General features: G+C 41.8%; 16 protein-coding genes. 9 read left to right on the top strand and 7 right to left on the bottom strand.

Going from position 1 to position 17,211, the window contains the following annotated elements; translation table 11 throughout:
- The first annotated feature begins 22 nt into the window (after positions 1–22).
- The 4 genes from IQ13_RS13570 to IQ13_RS13555 all read left to right on the top strand — a co-directional run bounded on the left by IQ13_RS13570 (position 23) and on the right by IQ13_RS13555 (position 3,609).
- On the top strand, positions 23–313 hold the full coding sequence (locus tag IQ13_RS13570) for a nucleotidyltransferase family protein (protein WP_158637396.1): 291 nt from the start codon (positions 23–25) through the stop codon (positions 311–313).
- A complete protein-coding gene (locus IQ13_RS13565; protein ID WP_144886911.1) occupies positions 306–653 on the top strand; it encodes a HepT-like ribonuclease domain-containing protein in 348 nt (115 codons plus the stop codon). The genes IQ13_RS13570 and IQ13_RS13565 overlap by 8 nt, the downstream gene beginning before the upstream one ends.
- Positions 654–777: 124 nt before the next feature.
- Entirely contained in the window at positions 778–1,362 is a 585-nt protein-coding gene (locus IQ13_RS13560; protein ID WP_144886910.1) for a porin family protein, read from the top strand.
- Positions 1,363–1,482: 120 nt separating this feature from the next.
- The gene (locus IQ13_RS13555) at positions 1,483–3,609 is read left to right on the top strand and encodes a S9 family peptidase (protein ID WP_144886909.1); all 2,127 of its coding nucleotides are present in this window, start codon (positions 1,483–1,485) and stop codon (positions 3,607–3,609) included.
- 186 nt (positions 3,610–3,795) lie between these two features.
- On the opposite strand, the gene IQ13_RS13550 is transcribed toward IQ13_RS13555, so the two are convergent.
- The 3 genes from IQ13_RS13550 to IQ13_RS13540 form a co-directional block, all read right to left on the bottom strand.
- On the bottom strand, positions 3,796–4,167 hold the full coding sequence (locus tag IQ13_RS13550) for a hypothetical protein (RefSeq protein ID WP_144886908.1): 372 nt from the start codon (positions 4,165–4,167) through the stop codon (positions 3,796–3,798).
- A gap of 2 nt (positions 4,168–4,169) precedes the next feature.
- Positions 4,170–4,637 carry a PPC domain-containing DNA-binding protein gene (locus IQ13_RS13545; RefSeq protein WP_199758261.1) on the bottom strand — a complete coding sequence of 156 codons (468 nt, stop codon included), beginning with the start codon at positions 4,635–4,637 and terminating at the stop codon, positions 4,170–4,172.
- 277 nt (positions 4,638–4,914) lie between these two features.
- On the bottom strand, positions 4,915–5,736 hold the full coding sequence (locus IQ13_RS13540; protein ID WP_144886907.1) for an SDR family oxidoreductase: 822 nt from the start codon (positions 5,734–5,736) through the stop codon (positions 4,915–4,917).
- Between the two features lie 122 nt (positions 5,737–5,858).
- Here IQ13_RS13540 and IQ13_RS13535 point away from each other — a divergent pair, with 122 nt between their 5' ends.
- Both IQ13_RS13535 and IQ13_RS13530 read left to right on the top strand, forming a co-directional pair.
- On the top strand, positions 5,859–7,013 hold the full coding sequence (locus tag IQ13_RS13535) for a parallel beta-helix domain-containing protein (RefSeq protein WP_199758260.1): 1,155 nt from the start codon (positions 5,859–5,861) through the stop codon (positions 7,011–7,013).
- Between the two features lie 106 nt (positions 7,014–7,119).
- Positions 7,120–8,169 (top strand): SO2930 family diheme c-type cytochrome, encoded by a 1,050-nt coding sequence (locus IQ13_RS13530; RefSeq protein ID WP_144886906.1) that lies wholly within the window; start codon positions 7,120–7,122, stop codon positions 8,167–8,169.
- A gap of 89 nt (positions 8,170–8,258) precedes the next feature.
- Here IQ13_RS13530 and IQ13_RS13525 read toward each other — a convergent pair whose 3' ends face one another.
- From IQ13_RS13525 to IQ13_RS13510, 4 genes are all read right to left on the bottom strand, one after another.
- A complete protein-coding gene (locus IQ13_RS13525; RefSeq protein ID WP_144886905.1) occupies positions 8,259–9,299 on the bottom strand; it encodes an AI-2E family transporter in 1,041 nt (346 codons plus the stop codon).
- 84 nt (positions 9,300–9,383) lie between these two features.
- Positions 9,384–10,202 (bottom strand): CHRD domain-containing protein, encoded by an 819-nt coding sequence (locus tag IQ13_RS13520; protein WP_144886904.1) that lies wholly within the window; start codon positions 10,200–10,202, stop codon positions 9,384–9,386.
- A gap of 92 nt (positions 10,203–10,294) precedes the next feature.
- Entirely contained in the window at positions 10,295–11,326 is a 1,032-nt protein-coding gene (locus IQ13_RS13515; RefSeq protein WP_144886903.1) for a radical SAM/SPASM domain-containing protein, read from the bottom strand.
- A 92-nt stretch (positions 11,327–11,418) separates the two neighbouring features.
- Positions 11,419–12,729, bottom strand: a complete 1,311-nt coding sequence (locus IQ13_RS13510) for a DUF418 domain-containing protein (protein WP_158637395.1) — start codon at positions 12,727–12,729, stop codon at positions 11,419–11,421.
- A gap of 139 nt (positions 12,730–12,868) precedes the next feature.
- Here IQ13_RS13510 and IQ13_RS13505 point away from each other — a divergent pair, with 139 nt between their 5' ends.
- The 3 genes from IQ13_RS13505 to IQ13_RS13495 all read left to right on the top strand — a co-directional run bounded on the left by IQ13_RS13505 (position 12,869) and on the right by IQ13_RS13495 (position 17,028).
- Positions 12,869–13,309: a MarR family winged helix-turn-helix transcriptional regulator gene (locus tag IQ13_RS13505; protein ID WP_144886901.1), complete on the top strand. Its 441-nt coding sequence runs from the start codon at positions 12,869–12,871 to the stop codon at positions 13,307–13,309.
- 48 nt (positions 13,310–13,357) lie between these two features.
- The gene (locus IQ13_RS13500; RefSeq protein WP_144886900.1) at positions 13,358–15,148 is read left to right on the top strand and encodes an acyl-CoA dehydrogenase FadE; all 1,791 of its coding nucleotides are present in this window, start codon (positions 13,358–13,360) and stop codon (positions 15,146–15,148) included.
- A 143-nt stretch (positions 15,149–15,291) separates the two neighbouring features.
- The gene (locus tag IQ13_RS13495) at positions 15,292–17,028 is read left to right on the top strand and encodes an N-acetylmuramoyl-L-alanine amidase (protein WP_158637394.1); all 1,737 of its coding nucleotides are present in this window, start codon (positions 15,292–15,294) and stop codon (positions 17,026–17,028) included.
- The last annotated feature ends 183 nt before the right edge of the window (positions 17,029–17,211 follow it).

Raw genomic sequence — 17,211 nt, 5'->3', positions numbered from 1 at the left:
ATTAGTTGTACTTTTATTCAGCGTGACCAAAGAGCAGATCATACAACAACTAAAAGCAATTAAGCCGGTACTTGCAGAAAAGTATGGACTTACGGAGCTTGCATTGTTTGGCTCCTACAGCCGTAATGAAGCAAAGCCTGAAAGTGATCTTGATCTGCTTCTTGATTTTAAACATTCTTCTGCCGCTGCTCTATTTGAAACCTACGATTTACTTCAACAAACTTTCGCCACAGTATCTGTACAGGTGGTTACCCGTAAAGCAATCAAGCCTTTGTATTTTCAGGCAATAAAAGACGAACTGATTTATGCCTAAACGGGAAGACAAATTACTTCTCATCGACATTTTGCAATCGGGCGATAAGATTGCGGCTTACACGAAAAATATTGTTTTTGCTGAGTTTGTAAAAAACGACATGATGATTGATGCAGTTGTTCGTAATCTGGAAATTATCGGCGAAGCATCGAAACTCATCAGTACTTCAACAAAACAAATAAATGCAGCCGTTGAATGGAGAAGAATGGCGCAGTTCAGAGATGTATTGATCCACGATTATTTTGGAGTAGAAGTTGAGATTGTGTGGGATGTTGTACAAAATCATTTACCACGAAATATTGAGTTGATAAAAATGTTTCTTGATGCAGAAAGAAAGTAAACCGCAGTTGAAAACAGCTGCGGTTTTTTCTTGCACTTACAGTTATGTTAAAATAAAACAGCATCTGTTTCTTTTGTTTTTTATAACAGGTGCTGCCTGTTTCTTTGCTCAAAATTTATAACACATGAAAACATTTTACTTAGCTACTGCTATGCTGCTGAGCACCTTTGCTGCAACTGCACAAACCGAACAGGGAACAATCAACATCAATGGTTTATTTGGAAGCAATAGCGGTGGACAGTTTCAAAGCACTGATGCCTTTAACCGGTTTAAATTAAATGTAGGCGCAAACGTGGGCTACTTTGTAAAGAACAATTGGGAAATAGGTGCAGGCATACAAACCGGTTTTAATACACTAAAACAGAAAGCGCCGTTCAACGATCTGTTTAATTTAGACAAATCCCGTTCAATCACCTTTGCGCCACAACTCTACAGCAAATATTATTTTGGAACAAAGCAACTGAAACCGTTTGCCGTCATTTCAACAGGGTACAACTGGCAGTTCGATCGAACTACTTACAACGGAGTAACAACCAAAGGCCGGTTAAATTATTTGAACTATGGTGGTGGAGCCGGTCTGGCATGGTTTCCTTCAAAGAAAGTGGGCCTGTTTACACAGCTTACCTACGACCGATTGTACAGCGATATGATGGATCAGGGCGCACTCAATCTCAACTTTGGTGTGCAGATCAATTTAGGTAAGAAATAAAGAATTCTTCTATCTGTTCGGGCCGCAGCAAAACAGCTGCGGCTTTTTTATTCCATTCATCCAAATGCCACTGCATCTTTCAACAAAAAAATTATCTTCATCCCCTTAAAAAAATCAAGCATGCGAAAAAATGGATTCTTGCTGTTGTTTATTGCTGCTGCATTTGGCGCATCGGCACAAACAGCATTGACTACCGAACAAATGCTCAAAGGAGCTGCACAGAAAGTAACCAAACCTTTACCGCAATTTGTAGAGTGGGTGGGCGATAACAGCTTTGTCATCCGCAGAGAAGGAAAGCAATACCTGCACGATGTGAAAACAGGTAAGGAAACAGATTATGCAGGTTCCGTGATGACAACTACAGTGGTTGTTCCCGAAATCATCAACAAGGGCAACGATCTGTATTTGAAAATGGCGAACGAAGAAACCCGTCTCACCAACAATAAAGACGAAGAGAAGAACCCTGTTCTGTCGCCCGATAAGCAATACGTGGCGTTTACACGTAACAACAACCTGTACACAATCAACCTCAATACAAAAAAAGAAACACAGCTCACCAACGATGGTACTGATGTGATCTTAAACGGTTACGCAAGCTGGGTGTATTTTGAAGAAATCCTGGGTCGTGCCACCCGTTACAAAAGTTTTTGGTGGAGTCCTGACAGCAAGAAGATTGCTTACATGCGCATGGATGAAAGTGAAGTGCCGATGTTCCCCATTTACAGCGAAGAAGGACAGCATGGCTTTATTGAACGCACCCGTTACCCCAAAGCAGGCGATAAAAATCCGGAAGTAAAAGTGGGTGTTGTTGCTGCTGATGGAGGTTCAACGGTGTGGGCCGATTTTAACCAGAAAGACGATCAGTATTTTGGTATGCCGATGTGGAAACCCGATGGCAGTGCCTTGTGGATTCAGTGGATGCCTCGTACACAGGATAATCTGAAAGTGTATGAAATGAATTTGGCGGATGGCAGCAAAAAAGTAATCTACGATGAAACACAAAAAACATGGATTGATCTTGATGATGCAAACCGCATTACGTTTTTGAAAAACGGTAAGCAGTTTATTCTGCAAAGCGATGCAACAGGATGGAATCATTTGTACCTGCACGATATAACAGGCAAACGCATCAACGCTATTACCAGTGGCAGCTTTACCGTTACGGATGTAAACCTCGTGGATGAAAAAAACAAACTCGTTTACTTCACCTGCCGTAAAGACAACAGTGCCCGTTACGATCTCTACAAAGTAAAAATGGACGGTACCGGTTTAATGCGTTTAACCTTTGGCGAGTTTACACATCGCAATATCCGTGTATCGCCCAACGGAACTTACTTTGTTACTTCTTATTCCAATGTATCTACGCCCGATGTAATGGCATTGGTTGATACGAAAGGAAAACAGTTGCGTGAATTAGGTAATGCAAAAGGCGAAGCGTTTGCAACAACGGCATTGGCTAAAACAGAATTGCTGCGTGTAAAGAGTGAAGATGGTAAATACGATTTGCCTTTGCGTATTGTGTGGCCTGCTAATTACGATAAGAATAAAAAGTACCCGGTGATGATCAGCATTTATGGTGGTCCTAACGCAGGTACTGTTTATGATGGCTGGCAGTTAAACATGCAGCAGCAATGGTGGGCCAAAGAAGGCATGATACAGGTAGCAATGGATCATCGTGCAAGCGGCCACTTTGGTAAAGAAGGGGTGAACTATATGCACCGCAACCTGGGTTACTGGGAAATGAAAGACTGGATTACGATTGTAAAGTGGCTCATTGAAAATGCAGGCGTAGATAAAAACAAAGTGGCCATCAGCGGTTTCAGCTATGGCGGTTACATGACTTGTTATGCGCTGACTTATGGTGCTGATTATTTTACACATGGTTTAGCGGGTGGCAGTGTTACTGATTGGAGTTTGTACGACAGTCATTACACCGAACGTTTTATGGATACACCGAAAGAAAATCCGGAAGGTTATAAATCATCTTCTGTTTATACTTATATCGATCAGTACAAAGGTTTACTGCGTATTTATCATGGAACAATGGATGACAATGTACACATGCAGAACAGCATTCAGCTGATTAAAAAATTACAGGAGAAGAAAAAACATTTTGAGTTTATGCTGTACCCCGGTGGCCGACACGGCTGGGGAGGTAACCAACAGCTGCATTCGCAAAACGAAATTGCACTGTTTATTTACAAGAATTTATTAGAAAGAGAAGTGCCGAAGGAAGTGATAAAGTAAAATGAATGATTTCGATAAAAGAAAACCGGAGTGATGAGCTCCGGTTTTTATTTTGCTTGTTATTAAAACTTTGGCGCAGAGAAAGAAGTAAAAGAGTAAAACGCAGAGATTACACTCTGCGATTGCATTTGCGTTCTCTTTTCTTTGCGCCAAAGGCTTCGAAAATATCTAAATTAATTCTTTCCCTTAGATTTTCCTCCACAACACCAATCCCACTGTTGCAGAAAGCAACGTATAGGTTACTCCGAAAATTAAAATATCTTCTACCGGGTTGCCATCAAAAGAACCCAGCCATAATACAACAACCGTAATCAAGAAAGTAACAATGGCATTGATGATGGGCAGGAACAAAGCAAGCACCCAGTTGTTACGGGTCACGGAAAGTTGCAACACAACAAAATAGAAAAAGCTGAGTAACAAAAATACTTCCAATGCAGTAAAGAGTTCCTCACCTTTCGTATGTCCGCTGTAAGTTGGATAATAGTTGGCCCAGTAAACCGTAAAGAGCAACAGAGCTGCTATATAAAAAATACTGATGAATTGTAAACGGCTAAGCATGCTTACTGCTTTGGTTTTACCTGTAATTCTTCCCAAGGCGTTGTGCCGTCTTTTTCTCTTGTAAAGACCAGTTGTTTGCCTTCGCCGATTACAATTTCGGCAGTGGTGTAAACAAGATTGCTGTCGAGCAAATGTCCACCGATGGTTTTGCCCGTGCTGTCGCTTACACTCATGTGCAAATGCGAACCGTTGATGCTGACAGTACCTACCAAACTTACAATTTCAAAATGACCGGTTGCTTTATTGCCTTCGGGCTGGTTGGCAAAACGAAGGTTGTATTGTGTAACACTGCCTAAGCAGGTCATGATCCAACCAGCTTCAATCTTGTGCTGCTGCACGTATGATGTGATTTCCTGTTTCAGATCCTGCCCCGGTTTTAAACGGAAGGCGTGAATTTTTACTTCGTCGTTTTGCATGGCCGGTTTTGTTTTACATGCTGCGAATAGAAAAAGTATAAATAAGTATTTCATGTTTTTTGCCACAAAGGCGCTAAGGCTGAAAGATGCACAAAGAAGAAAAAGAAAAAATAAGTTTGGTAGTTTCATTGTCTGGCCGCTTTGAGCGGCCTGACTCAATCTCTGGGTTCTCTGCACCTCTATTTCTCTGTGTTGTGAATTGTAAGCTATGCCTACATTTTTTTGCCACGAAGGCGTAAATGCTTTAAGATGCACAAAGAAAAAAAGTAAAGCCAAAATTCAGGTTCGGTTCTCTTTGTGCTTCTTCCTTTCTTCGTGCCTTTGCGGCCAATTAATCCACAAATAAATCTGTAAACAACTTGCCACCAGGCACTACACTGTATTTGCTTAAATCGGTAATACCTTCTGCTGCAAACACGTCTTCATCAATAAATAAATTACCTGTGCATGCGTTCGATGGCTTGCTTAAAATTATATGAGCAGCATCAGCCAGTACATCAACCGTACGACTCATGTTTGCAAGTGCTTCACCACCCAATAAATTCCGCACAGCAGCCGTGTCAATTGTTGTACGTGGCCAGAGCGCATTCGCAGCAATGCCATCTTTCTTCAACTCTTCGGCCCAGCCCAGCGTCATCATACTCATGTTGAATTTGGTGAGCGTGTAGGCAATATGTCCCGCCAGCCACTTTGGTTTTAAATGAACAGGCGGTGAAAGCGTAAGTATATGCGGATTTTTTCCTCTGCGTAAATGCGGAATACAAGCCTTCGTCATGAAGAATGTACCACGTACATTAATGCTGTGCATCAAATCAAAACGTTTGGCCTCTGTTTGTTCGGTTGGCGTAAGTGAAATAGCCGATGCATTGTTGATGAGAATATCAATACCGCCAAATGTTTCAACTGTTTTATCAACAGCCGCCTGTATCTGGTCTTCAAAACGAATATCTAACTGAATAGCTAATCCTTTACCGCCAGCAGCTGTCATTTCTTCCGCTGCAGAAAAAATAGTACCGCCGAGCTTTGGATTTTCTTCTACACTTTTTGCTGCCACTACTACATTGGCACCTTCCTTCGCTAATTTTAAACCCATTGCTTTACCTATACCTCTTGATGCACCGGTAATGAAAACTGTTTTTCCGTTGAATGACATAACAAATGTTTTAAGATTGAAAGTTAGCGAAAGCACTGCAAGCGTAGAAAAGAATTTGTAATTTGTTGCAACCTTATTCCACTATTATGCTTTGCTTCTTTCGTCTTTGTATCAGCTTTGTTTTGTTGGTTTCATTTGCAACTGTTAACGCACAGGATGCAGAGCAGAAGAAACTGCAGCGTCTGTTTGTAACAGCAACCGACAACTCAACCATTGAATTACCGGAAGGGACGTTTCAACTCAACATGAGTTTGTGGCTCGACGGAAAGAAAAACGTCATTATTAAAGGAAAGGGAATGGATAAAACCATTCTCAATTTTACCAACCAGGTAAGTGGTGCAGAAGGGATAAAAATTACCAACGGAAAAAACATTACACTGCAGGATGTAACCGTACAGGATACAAAAGGCGATGCCGTAAAAACGCAGTATGTTGATGGTATGACGTTTAAACAGGTGAAAGCTGAATGGACAAGAGGAGCAAACAGTAATAATGGCGGATACGGTTTATACCCGGTGCAATGCACGAATGTATTGATTGATGGATGCGAAGCACGAGGCGCCAGCGATGCCGGGATTTATGTGGGACAAAGCAAATACATTATTGTGCGTAATTCAAAGGCAACCGAAAATGTAGCCGGTATTGAAATTGAAAACTCGTTGTATGCAGATGTGTATGATAACGAAACAACCAACAACACTGGTGGTATTTTAATTTTCGATCTGCCCGATCTCGTGCAGAAGAAAGGTGGTTATGTTCGGGTATACCGGAACAATGTGCATCACAACAATCATATCAACTTTGCACCCAAAGGAAATATTGTTGGAAAAGTTCCGCAGGGAACCGGAGTAATGATCCTTGCCACCAACCATGTGGATGTGTTTGAGAATAAGATCGTCAACAACATCACCGCCAGCACCGCTATTGTGAGTTATTATATTACTGAAAACCCGATTAAAGATTCATCGTACTATCCGTTTCCAACACAGATCAATGTTTATAACAACAATTACGAACGTGAAAACGTGAGGGCAACCGGTAAAGGAAGAATGGGAAAGATGTATCGCTTTAAACTACGCTTTGGAAAAAATGTACCGCACATTCAATACGATGGTATTGTGGATGCAAAGAACCCGGCAGAGATCTGCATCCGCAATAACACGAACCAAAGCTTTGCCAATCTGGATGCGGAGAATGGATTTAAAAAGATCAGTCGTGATGCATTGAAACATGATTGTACGTTACAGCCGATACCAAATGTAGAGTTGAAGAATTGAGGAATAGCAATTGTCATTCCGAGGCACGAGGAATCTGTTAGGCATTTGTACAAAGCCGGGCAGATACCTCCTTCGTCGGTATGACAGAAAAATTTACTTTCGAATCATGAAGAAAATTGTTATTACAGTTATTGTGCTAAGCTGCATGTTTGTTGTTTTATCATTCAGTAACAAACAGACCGATCCTTATTTTCAATTTCACGAAAACCTCAGCGAATACAACTTCTTTAAAGGTGAACTGAACAAACTGCAGCCTGCTGACGATATTATTCCTTACGACCTGAACACGCCTTTGTTTACCGATTATGCAGAAAAGGCACGCTTCATAAAAGTACCGGCAGGAAAAAAGATCAGCTACAACGCCGACCATTTATTTGATATGCCATTGGGCACAGTGCTCATCAAAAACTTTTATTTCTACAACGATGTACGCAAACCGGAACTGGGCCGACGAATTATTGAAACACGTTTACTGGCGCATATGCAGGATGGCTGGCATACCTATCAATACATCTGGAACGAAGAACAAACCGATGCGGTGTTTGAACCCATTGGTGATGTAACAACGGCTGAATACATTGATGCAGCAGGGAAGAAAATAAAAGCAGAATATGTAGTGCCTAGTCAACCGCAATGCAAAGGTTGTCATAGTCGCAGAGATACGATTGTGCCCATTGGTATGGCAGCCCGTCACCTTAATGGTGACTATGCTTATGCAACAGGTAAACAAAATCAATTACAGTATTGGCAACAGCGTGGGCTCATCGTTCTTCCATCAACCACTATTCCTGCCAATGCCAAATGGAACGATGAGCAAAGTGGTAGCCTCAACGATCGGGCAAGAGCTTATCTTGATATTAATTGCGGTCATTGCCATAATGCCTATGGTCCGGCAAGTACATCGGGTTTGTTGTTAGATATTCATACAAGCAACCCAACAGCACTTGGTATTTTTAAAACACCTGTTGCTGCAGGCAGAGGAAGTGGCAATCTCAAATATGCGATTGAACCAGGCAAACCCAATCAATCGTTTTTAGTATATCGGATGAACAGTACCGATGTAGGAATTGCCATGCCGGAGTTGGTAAGAACACGCATTCATAAAGAAGGAGTGGCGTTGATTAGTAAGTGGATAAAGGAACTTGAAAAGAATTGAACCACAAAGACAGAAGTCACAAAGCTTCACGAAGCAATCGTTAATTGTATTCTTTGTGTTCCTCTCTGTTCTTTGAGTCTTCGTGGTTCCTAAGATCCGTGCTCATGCACATTATCCGTAGCATGCATTGGTCCAAACTCGTTGGTGTAAATTTTAAACAGCAACATAAAGTAACTGATGAGTAAGGGACCAAAAATAAAACCCCAGAAGCCAAACAAACTTAATCCCACAATGACGCCCAATACTGTTACCATCGGATGCACGTCGCCCAAACGTTTCATCAATGTAATACGGGCGAGGTAATCAACGTTGCCGGTTATCAGTAAACTGTAAATGAGCAAACCAATTCCCTGGCCTGTGTTCCCTAGCGAAAACAAATACACAACCAGTGGAGCCCAGATGAGCGTTGTACCAACAATAGGAAAGAACGCAAACACACCGGTAATAAAACCCCATAAGACCGGTTCTTTTATGCCAAAGATCCAGTAACCGATCATGGCAAAAACACCCTGTATAAAAGAGATCAGTGGGATACCAATGGCGTTTGCACGCACAACACTGATGGTTTCTTTGCCGAGTATATCAATATTTTTTTCGTGTAACGGTAAAAAGTAATCGAACGAAGCTTCCATGGCTTTGCCATTGGTAAGCATAAAGAAATATACAAACAGCATCATCGCCAGGTTCGACAGAATCATGGCTGTGCTGTTGAGAAAAGCGGGGAAGAAGTTTGCAATACGTTTTTGCAACTCAGCAACATTGGCATCGGTAAACAACTCCTGTCCGGTCCATTCTTTTATTTGCGCAGAAACAGATTTTAAGCCAAGTAGCACTTCATCTGAATGCTTAAATACTTCGGTTACTTTGGGTGATAGTAAACTGATGATGTAATACACCGGAAAACCAATCATAATGAGAAAGCCAAACATGAACAAAGTGGCTGTTGCGTTTTTGTTCCATTTACGATTGATGGTTAGATACCGGTACCATCCTCTGCTGAGAATGTATAATGTAACTGCACCTAAAAAGCCGGGCAGAAAAATATACAGCTCCTTTACCAATAAAAAGCCCAGCGCAATTAAAACAACCAAGAGAATAATTTGCCGTAAGCGGCTGCTGAATGATGCCATGAAATGAAATTACAAAGAAAAACTGCAACAGGTTCAGCCATAAAAAAACCGGGCACAAGCCCGGTTATAATGAGGAGGCGCAAACTATCTTATCTGTCCACGAAGAAGCCCTCCGGGAAATGTACTTGAATGAGCATTAACATAAATAGCAGAGGTGCCGGTAATAGCTGTTTTTTGCACATCGGTAAGTACTACTTTTTTATCTACACCAAAATCGGCTGCACCCGAAGCTAAGGCAAGCAATACAGAGCCGTTTGTGCCGGCTGCACCATTGTGTATATGTGCAGCAGTTAGGGTACCATCACCTGCAGTTAAGCCGGTAACATTCACAAGATAATAGATAGTCCCATCACTTGTTAAACGAAACCTTGCTGTACCGTTTGCTGTTGTTGTAACAGCAGGTACTTCATTGCTGCCGGCTAATGCAACATCCTGTGTCCATTCAACTGTTTTGTTTAATTGTGCTCTTACCAAACCACTGCCAACTTGAGACGAATGCACGTTTACGTAAAGGTCAACCGCTTCGTTTTTCATACTGTCTAATAAGGTAGTACGAACATCTTTTACAGTTCCGCTTGCTGCACCTCCGGTAAAAGTTGGGGTAAAATTTAAAATTACACCACCGTTTACAACCGGGTTACCTGTATGAATGTGTGCAGATGTTAATGCATCGGTAGAAGACAGGCCCGAAACGGTAATATTGTATTGAACAGAGTTATCGCTCATAATTTTTAAAACAAAAACACCTGTTTCATTTCTGCCTGCCGGTGCAGGGTTTTCGTTTTTGGCACTTAAGTTTAATGTAAACTCTTTTATAACTGTTGGCTGTTGCGTTACAGAATTATTTTTTTTACAGGAGAAAAACAGCACAGAGCCACAAATGAAAAGCAATAGTTGTTTCATAATTATTTTTTTGAAAGATAGAAACAACAACAGCCGAACAGGAAGAAAAACTCCTGAACGGGTACTATTAAAGGTTGAACCGGCAAATTATTTTATTCTTCCCACACTTTTAACCCTTCGCTGCAGTTGGCACAGATATCGATGTTTTTGCGGCTGGTCATGAGTTCACGGCGAAACTGTTTGTAGTTATCGTTTTGCCACACCTGTTTAAAGGATTGCATTTTTAAATTACCCAGTTGATGCATGGCATCCTTATCGAAACAACAAGGTACTACCAAACCATCCCAGGTAATAACGTTGGCGTGCCACAGCTTCCAGCAATGGTTTTGTAATTTGTTTTTGGGAGCGTAAGAACCGTCGGCGTTCTTTTTATAGCGGCTGTATTTGTTGAGTGTAGGTATCAGTTGATTAGGATCGTTCTCATAATCGTATACCTGCGCAGTTTTAAACCACACATCATCTACACCTACTTCTTTCGCCAGTTGCTTTACCTCTTCCAGTTGATGTTCGTTGGGCTTCACCACCAGAAACTGAAACACCACAAACGGTTTTTTACTGTTGAGTTCTTTCTTCCACTTCACAATATTCTTTGCACCTGCAATTACTTTTTCCAGATTGCCACCTACTCGGTACTGTTGATACACATCCTGTGTAGTACCGTCGATGGAAATGATCAAACGGTCCAATCCACTCTCAACTGTTTGCTTTGCTTTTTCATCGGTTAAGTAATGTGCGTTGGTTGATGTAGCGGTGTAAATTTTTTTTTGTGCTGCATACTTCACCATCGGCAGAAATTCCGGATTCAAAAATGGCTCACCCTGGAAATAGAAGATGAGATAGAGTAAGTCTTTATGAATATCATCAATGGTTTGTTCAAAAAAACTTTTCTGCAACATGCCGGTGGGTCGGGTAAACTCACGTAAGCCGCTGGGGCATTCGGGGCAACGCAGGTTACAACTGGTAGTTGGCTCAAACGAAATAGAAACGGGATAACCCCATTGAATGGGTTTGTTCAACAGCCTGCTCAGTTGATAACTGCTCCACACTTTCGTCATATTCCATGCACGGCGTGGCGTAATTTTCGAAAACAGGTTGAGTATATCGTTGCGGTGTAATTGCGGCATTGAAGGGGCAAAGATAATTGCAATTAGAGTAACAGAAGAAGTTGTTCAACAAAGAAGAAAGCCTGTTGCTCAAATTAAACAACAGGCTTTCATTACAATTTCACAAACGGTTGCCTCTTCCAATACGTTAAACTGCGCCAACACCATTCAAGCGGCCCGAAGCGAAAGAACCGTAGCCAAATGTGGCTCCAGATAATTTGTAACAACCATGTACCGCCAACAACATAATACATTTCAAAACGGCTCAGCTTTCCGTACATGCCAAATCCAACGCCATAAAAGAATAAACCAACGAGGAACGATTGCATCAGGTAATTGGTAAAAGCCATTTGCCCAACCGGACGTAACAAAGCAAACAACCACTTAAACCAACCGGATTTATACAACAACATGATTAATCCGAAAATACCAATGGAGCGAAACGTTCTGGAGATTTCATAAAACTCAAAATGCAAACGCCGCATAATTTCAAAACCATTAAACTTATGTACAATTAAAGGTTGTAAGCGGAGATAAGAAAGAAACAAACCCAACCCCAGCCCCGTAATGCAAAGAATAAGATAAGTACGCACAGGAGCCTGCCCTGTTAACACACCCGACTTATAAAAAGCCATCCCAAGAAAAAGAAACACCAGAATATCCCAAATAGCGAAGTAGGTAAAAAATACTTCACCTTCAAAACTGCGGTTGCTTTGGTAGCGGTAAAACTCACTATAGTTTCCACGAACCAAGGCAAGACTTTTTTCCATTTTCTTTTTCTTCGCTGTCATTGATGATCGTTCCTTCATCTCCGTCATTGCACTCAGTTCTTCTTTTTGTTTATCAGTAAGCTTTGTAACAGTGGTATCAATTTTTGCAATGGCTTCTCCTTTTGCAATGGTTTTATAGTCACGGTAGGCATCAATGTTTTCCCTTGCCGTCATTAATAGAAGCGAAACAAAAGCTGCTATCAGCAACCCCTTCGTTGTTAATCTTCTAAATGTAAATGCAACCATTCCAAAACAGGCGTACTGGAAAAGAATATCCCAGAACCACAGCAATACAAATGCATTAAATAAACCAAATACAAGCAGCCATAATTGTCTGCGGAAAAAATAATCGGCTGGCCAGAGTCCTTCTGTTTTTCGCTCCTGCCTGCTGATAAATAAAATAATGCCGGCGCCAAACAGCATCGAAAACAAGGCACGTTGGCTGCCTTCAAATATCCAGTCGATGTAATACCAGGCTTTGTAACTGAGGGTACCCCATTCGTTTAAAACAGATGGATCGTGGTAAACCGGATCGGGCAAAGCAAACCCCGGAATGTTCATGAGTAAAATGCCAAGTATGGCAATACCCCTGAGTGAGTCGATGAGTACAATACGTTCTCCCTGCGATACAGGAGCAGCTTCATTGATGGTCATGTTTGGTTGGTTTAAAAGTGAAAATGCAGGTTTTGCTTTGCGGAGGGAGGCGGAGTGAACTTTAAGATACTCTTTTAAGAAAAAATTTGCCAGCTTTCGGGAAGTATTATTATATTTGAGTAGTTGCATAAACAACTATATGCCAAACAACCAATTTAAAAAAGGCGAGTTATACAGCTTCATGACGGGCAAAGCCAGCACGGCTATAGCACGGCGTTTGCAGAAAAATATGAAGCAGGGCGGTATTGAAATTACCGTTGAACAATGGAGTGTGCTCTATCATTTGTGGAAAAGCGATGGATTGAGCCAGCAGGATTTGTGCAACGCAACTTTTCGTGATAAACCCAGTATTACACGGCTGGTCGATAATCTTGAAAAGCTGAAACTCGTTAAGCGGGTGGCAAGTAAAAACGACCGCCGAATTAACCAGGTGTTTTTAACCGAGCAGGGCCGCAAGCTGGAAGAAGAAACCATGAACGTAGCCAACAACACATTAAACGAAGCTTTGGAAAGTGTACCTGCCGATAAGATCGAGATCTGTAAAGAAGTATTGCAGATTGTATACGATAATCTCAAGTAACGGCTGTTTTCTGAAACAACGAATCTCTAAACTTTAAATACTATTGATATGAGCACCCCAACGATTGCAACAACCTTAAAAGGTGGCGAGTGGCTGATTAAAACAAGTACTCCGCAGGAAACATTTATTCCCGAAAATTTTAATGAAGAACAGGTAATGGTAAAAGAAATGTGTGCGACGTTTCTTGATACCGAAGTGTTGCCTGTTGTTCAGCGTCTCGACAAAATGGAAGAAGGCCTTATGCCTTCGCTGATGGATAAGGCCGGCGAACAGGGTTTGCTGGGCACATCCGCACCGGAAGAATATGGTGGCCTCGGTAAAGATTTCATTACATCAACCTTGGTTAACGAAGCGCTTGGCGGCGGTTATTCATTTTCTGTTGCCGTAGCTGCGCATACGGGCATCGGTACATTGCCCATTCTGTACTTTGGTACACCCGAGCAAAAAGCAAAATACATTCCCAAGCTCGCAAGTGGTGAGTGGAAAGGTGCTTATGGTCTAACCGAACCAAACAGCGGAAGCGATGCATTAGGTGCTAAAACAACAGCCAAGCTTAGTGATGATGGTAAGTATTATATCCTCAACGGACAGAAATGCTGGATCACCAATGGAGGCTTTGCAGATGTGTACACCGTGTTTGCAAAGATTGATGGAAAAGAGTTTACCGGCTTTATTGTAGAGCGTGGTATGGAAGGGTTTACACAAGGATCGGAAGAACACAAGATGGGGATTAAAGGTTCCTCTACAGTGCAACTCTATTTCCAGGATTGTAAAGTGCCTGTAGAAAATTTGCTGGGCGAAATTGGTAAAGGTCATGTTATCGCCTTCAACATTCTCAACATTGGTCGTTTGAAATTAGCTGCTGCTGCATTGGGTGGTTCTAAACGTTCGCTCAACATTGCATTAACGTATGCAGCAACACGTGAGCAGTTTAAACAACCTATTCTCAACTTCGGGGCTATTCAACATAAGCTTGCAGAAATGGCCATCCGCATTTGGGTGTGCGAAAGTGCGCTGTATCGTACCAGTAAATGGATCGATGATATGGAGCACCAGTTGCTGGCTGCGGGTAAACCATTTAACGAAGCATTGCTTGGTGCAGCCGAAGAGTACGCTATTGAATGTGCAATGCTGAAAGTAGATGGTAGTGAAGTGCTGGATTATGTGGTAGATGAAGGTGTGCAGATACATGGCGGGAATGGCTTTAGTGATGAGTATGATATTTCACGTGCATACCGTGACAGCCGCATCAACCGTATTTACGAAGGCACCAATGAAATCAATCGCTTGTTAACCGTTGATATGGTGTTGAAGCGTGCCATGAAAGGCCGACTGGATATTATGAATGCCGCCATGAATGTGCAGAAAGAACTGATGAGCATTCCTGATTTTGGCAGTGAAGACGAAACAGCGTTTGCAAAAGAATACAAGGCGATTGCCAATTTCAAAAAAGCCATTATGTTAACGGCAGGCGCTGCAGTGCAAAAGTTTATGATGAAGATTGAGCACGAGCAGGAAGTGCTGATGAATATTGCCGATATGGCTATCCAAACCTTTAATGCAGAAAGTGCTTTACTGCGTGCAGCAAAACTCGTGGAAGAAAAAGGCGAAGCAGCTTGTGCGTTTGAACTGGATATCATGCGTACTTATTTGTACGATGCTGCAGACCGTATTAACAAATTCGGTAAAGATGCCATCAATGCATTTGCAGAAGGCGACGAACACCGCATGATGTTGCTCGGTCTGAAACGATTTACAAAAGTTGATCCTTTCAATACAAAAGAAGCAAGAAGACGCATCGTAGCGAAGCTGAGAAACGACGGAAAGTATCCGTTATAAGTATGGTGAGCCTGCGGCTACACCCGTTTAAAAATCCTTTGCCTAATTTGCAAAGGATTTTTTATTTCAAGAATCAGCAAGCCTTACTTGTATTTCGTTGTTCCTGTAAGTATGGCATGCTTTTCTCCTTTTTAACTTACTATATGAGGCTCCTTTTTTTTGCATCGGTCTTTTTTTTACAAACAGCAACAGCCCAACAGGTGTTTTTGCGGTTAAGTACGCCCATAAAAAATCAAAATACCGTTACTGCATCGAAACAATATATAGCAGGCCTTACCTGCAAAACCTGTACGGTAACAATAAACGGTGCAGATGTGAAAGTGTGGCCAACAGGTGCATTTGCTGTTGAACTGAAACTGCAGTTGGGTGATACCAGTTTTTTGCTAAAGGCTGTAAACGAAAAAGGCACAAAAGAAACGCAGCGAATCTTTTACAAGTATCAGTTACCCGAAAAAGAAAAATCGCTTACAACAAATACCGTGGCTTATTGGCGTATTGAACCGCAAGGTGATGTACTGGTAAAGCCGGGCGATAGATTAAAGATGACAGCAAAAGCATTACCAGGTGCTGTGGTACAACTGGAGAACGGAACAAAGTTTACCGAACTGCCGGTTAAAGATTCAAACGGCGTAAAAGGAATTTATCAGCTGGAGTATGTTGTAAAACCGAATGATGAATTGTTTACATCCAAACCATCGAAATTGAAACTGATGGTTTGGGCCGATGGCAACGATCCTGTTGAAGCAACGAGCAGAAGCAGTTTTGCAACAATGCCGGAGAATGGGTTGCTGCTGCAAACTAAAGGGAAGATCCCGTACATTTTACTAGGCTTGGGTGAAGATCGATTAGGTGGAACAAAGATGGGTTATGTTGACTCGCTGGTAAAGTTGAAAGCAGTAAACAAAGTAGGCGATAAGTATTGTGTGCAGCTGAGTAAAAACCGGCAGGCGTATATCGAAGCTGAGCATGTAAATGTGTTAGCTCAAAATTATACACCTTCATCACTCACCGGTAACATGCGTGTATGGGGCGACAGCAGTTTTGATTATGTTTCGCTTGCATTGACAGAGCGTTTGGCTTATCAAACATTTCAGCAAGTGAATCCGTCTACCATAACGGTTGATGTGTTTGGTGCAATATCCAACACTAATTGGATTACGCAAATGAGCAGCAGCAACGAAATTGCAAACGTAACCTATAACCAACTTGAAGAAGACATTTTCCGCATCAACATTCAGTTAAAACATCCGCAGCCTTGGGGCCATCGCATCTACTATAATGGCAATACACTTGTTGTTAGAGTAAAACGGCAACCAAAGAGTTTGTTGTTAAAAGATCTTGTAATTGCAGTTGATGCAGGGCATGGTGGCAGCAACAAAGGTGCGTTTGGTTTAACCGGTGTAGCGGAAAAAGATATGACGCTGGCCATTGCAAAAGAACTGCAGCTTGTATTGGAAGCAGAAGGAGCAACCGTACTTACCACAAGGTTAAAAGATACAACGTACGATAATCACGATCGCTATACCTACTACCAGGAAAAAGATCCTGATTTACTGTTGAGTATTCATTTGAACAGCAGTGCCGATCCGCTTACAACCAAAGGCGTCAGCACGTATTATAAACACATTGGCTACCGGTCGTTAACACAAACAATTTTACAACGTATGCTGGCAATGGGTTTGGGCGAGTATGGTAATGTGGGCAATTTCAATTTTATGCTCAATGGTTTTACAGAGTTCCCCAATGTTTTAATCGAAACATTGTTCATCAGTAATCCGGAAGATGAAATGAATGTACTCAACCCTGCTTACCGTAAACAGATGGCGCAAACAATTGTGCAAGGCATTAACGATTGGCTGGAACAATGTAAAAAACAGTAAAAGTATTTTCCGTTCAACCATTACAGGTTTTGCCGTTCGTGAAGCCAATCGGCATTTATCATTTCTTTAAGAGTAGCTGAAACCCTTTGCTGTAAAGGGTTTTTGTTTTTCTGAATGTCCGTGTTACACCTGTTGCATCCGCTCATCACTATGAACGTACTGTTAACAGCCTTTTGTCACGAT

It is taken from the genome of Lacibacter cauensis (assembly GCF_007830055.1).
GTDB classification, from domain to species: domain Bacteria; phylum Bacteroidota; class Bacteroidia; order Chitinophagales; family Chitinophagaceae; genus Lacibacter; species Lacibacter cauensis.
This window is presented reverse-complemented; position numbering and strand designations above follow the sequence as displayed.

Bases quoted from the DNA above. Each gene is read 5' to 3' on its own strand.
- IQ13_RS13500 (WP_144886900.1), top strand. From the start codon at position 13,358: ATGAGCACCCCAACGATTGCAACAACCTTAAAAGGTGGCGAGTGGCTG.
- IQ13_RS13545 (WP_199758261.1), bottom strand. From the start codon at position 4,637: ATGAAATACTTATTTATACTTTTTCTATTCGCAGCATGTAAAACAAAA.
- IQ13_RS13565 (WP_144886911.1), top strand. From the start codon at position 306: ATGCCTAAACGGGAAGACAAATTACTTCTCATCGACATTTTGCAATCG.
- IQ13_RS13555 (WP_144886909.1), top strand. From the start codon at position 1,483: ATGCGAAAAAATGGATTCTTGCTGTTGTTTATTGCTGCTGCATTTGGC.
- IQ13_RS13540 (WP_144886907.1), bottom strand. From the start codon at position 5,736: ATGTCATTCAACGGAAAAACAGTTTTCATTACCGGTGCATCAAGAGGT.
- IQ13_RS13510 (WP_158637395.1), bottom strand. From the start codon at position 12,729: ATGACCATCAATGAAGCTGCTCCTGTATCGCAGGGAGAACGTATTGTA.
- IQ13_RS13495 (WP_158637394.1), top strand. From the start codon at position 15,292: ATGAGGCTCCTTTTTTTTGCATCGGTCTTTTTTTTACAAACAGCAACA.
- IQ13_RS13560 (WP_144886910.1), top strand. From the start codon at position 778: ATGAAAACATTTTACTTAGCTACTGCTATGCTGCTGAGCACCTTTGCT.
- IQ13_RS13525 (WP_144886905.1), bottom strand. From the start codon at position 9,299: ATGGCATCATTCAGCAGCCGCTTACGGCAAATTATTCTCTTGGTTGTT.
- IQ13_RS13530 (WP_144886906.1), top strand. From the start codon at position 7,120: ATGAAGAAAATTGTTATTACAGTTATTGTGCTAAGCTGCATGTTTGTT.
- IQ13_RS13515 (WP_144886903.1), bottom strand. From the start codon at position 11,326: ATGCCGCAATTACACCGCAACGATATACTCAACCTGTTTTCGAAAATT.
- IQ13_RS13550 (WP_144886908.1), bottom strand. From the start codon at position 4,167: ATGCTTAGCCGTTTACAATTCATCAGTATTTTTTATATAGCAGCTCTG.
- IQ13_RS13505 (WP_144886901.1), top strand. From the start codon at position 12,869: ATGCCAAACAACCAATTTAAAAAAGGCGAGTTATACAGCTTCATGACG.
- IQ13_RS13520 (WP_144886904.1), bottom strand. From the start codon at position 10,202: ATGAAACAACTATTGCTTTTCATTTGTGGCTCTGTGCTGTTTTTCTCC.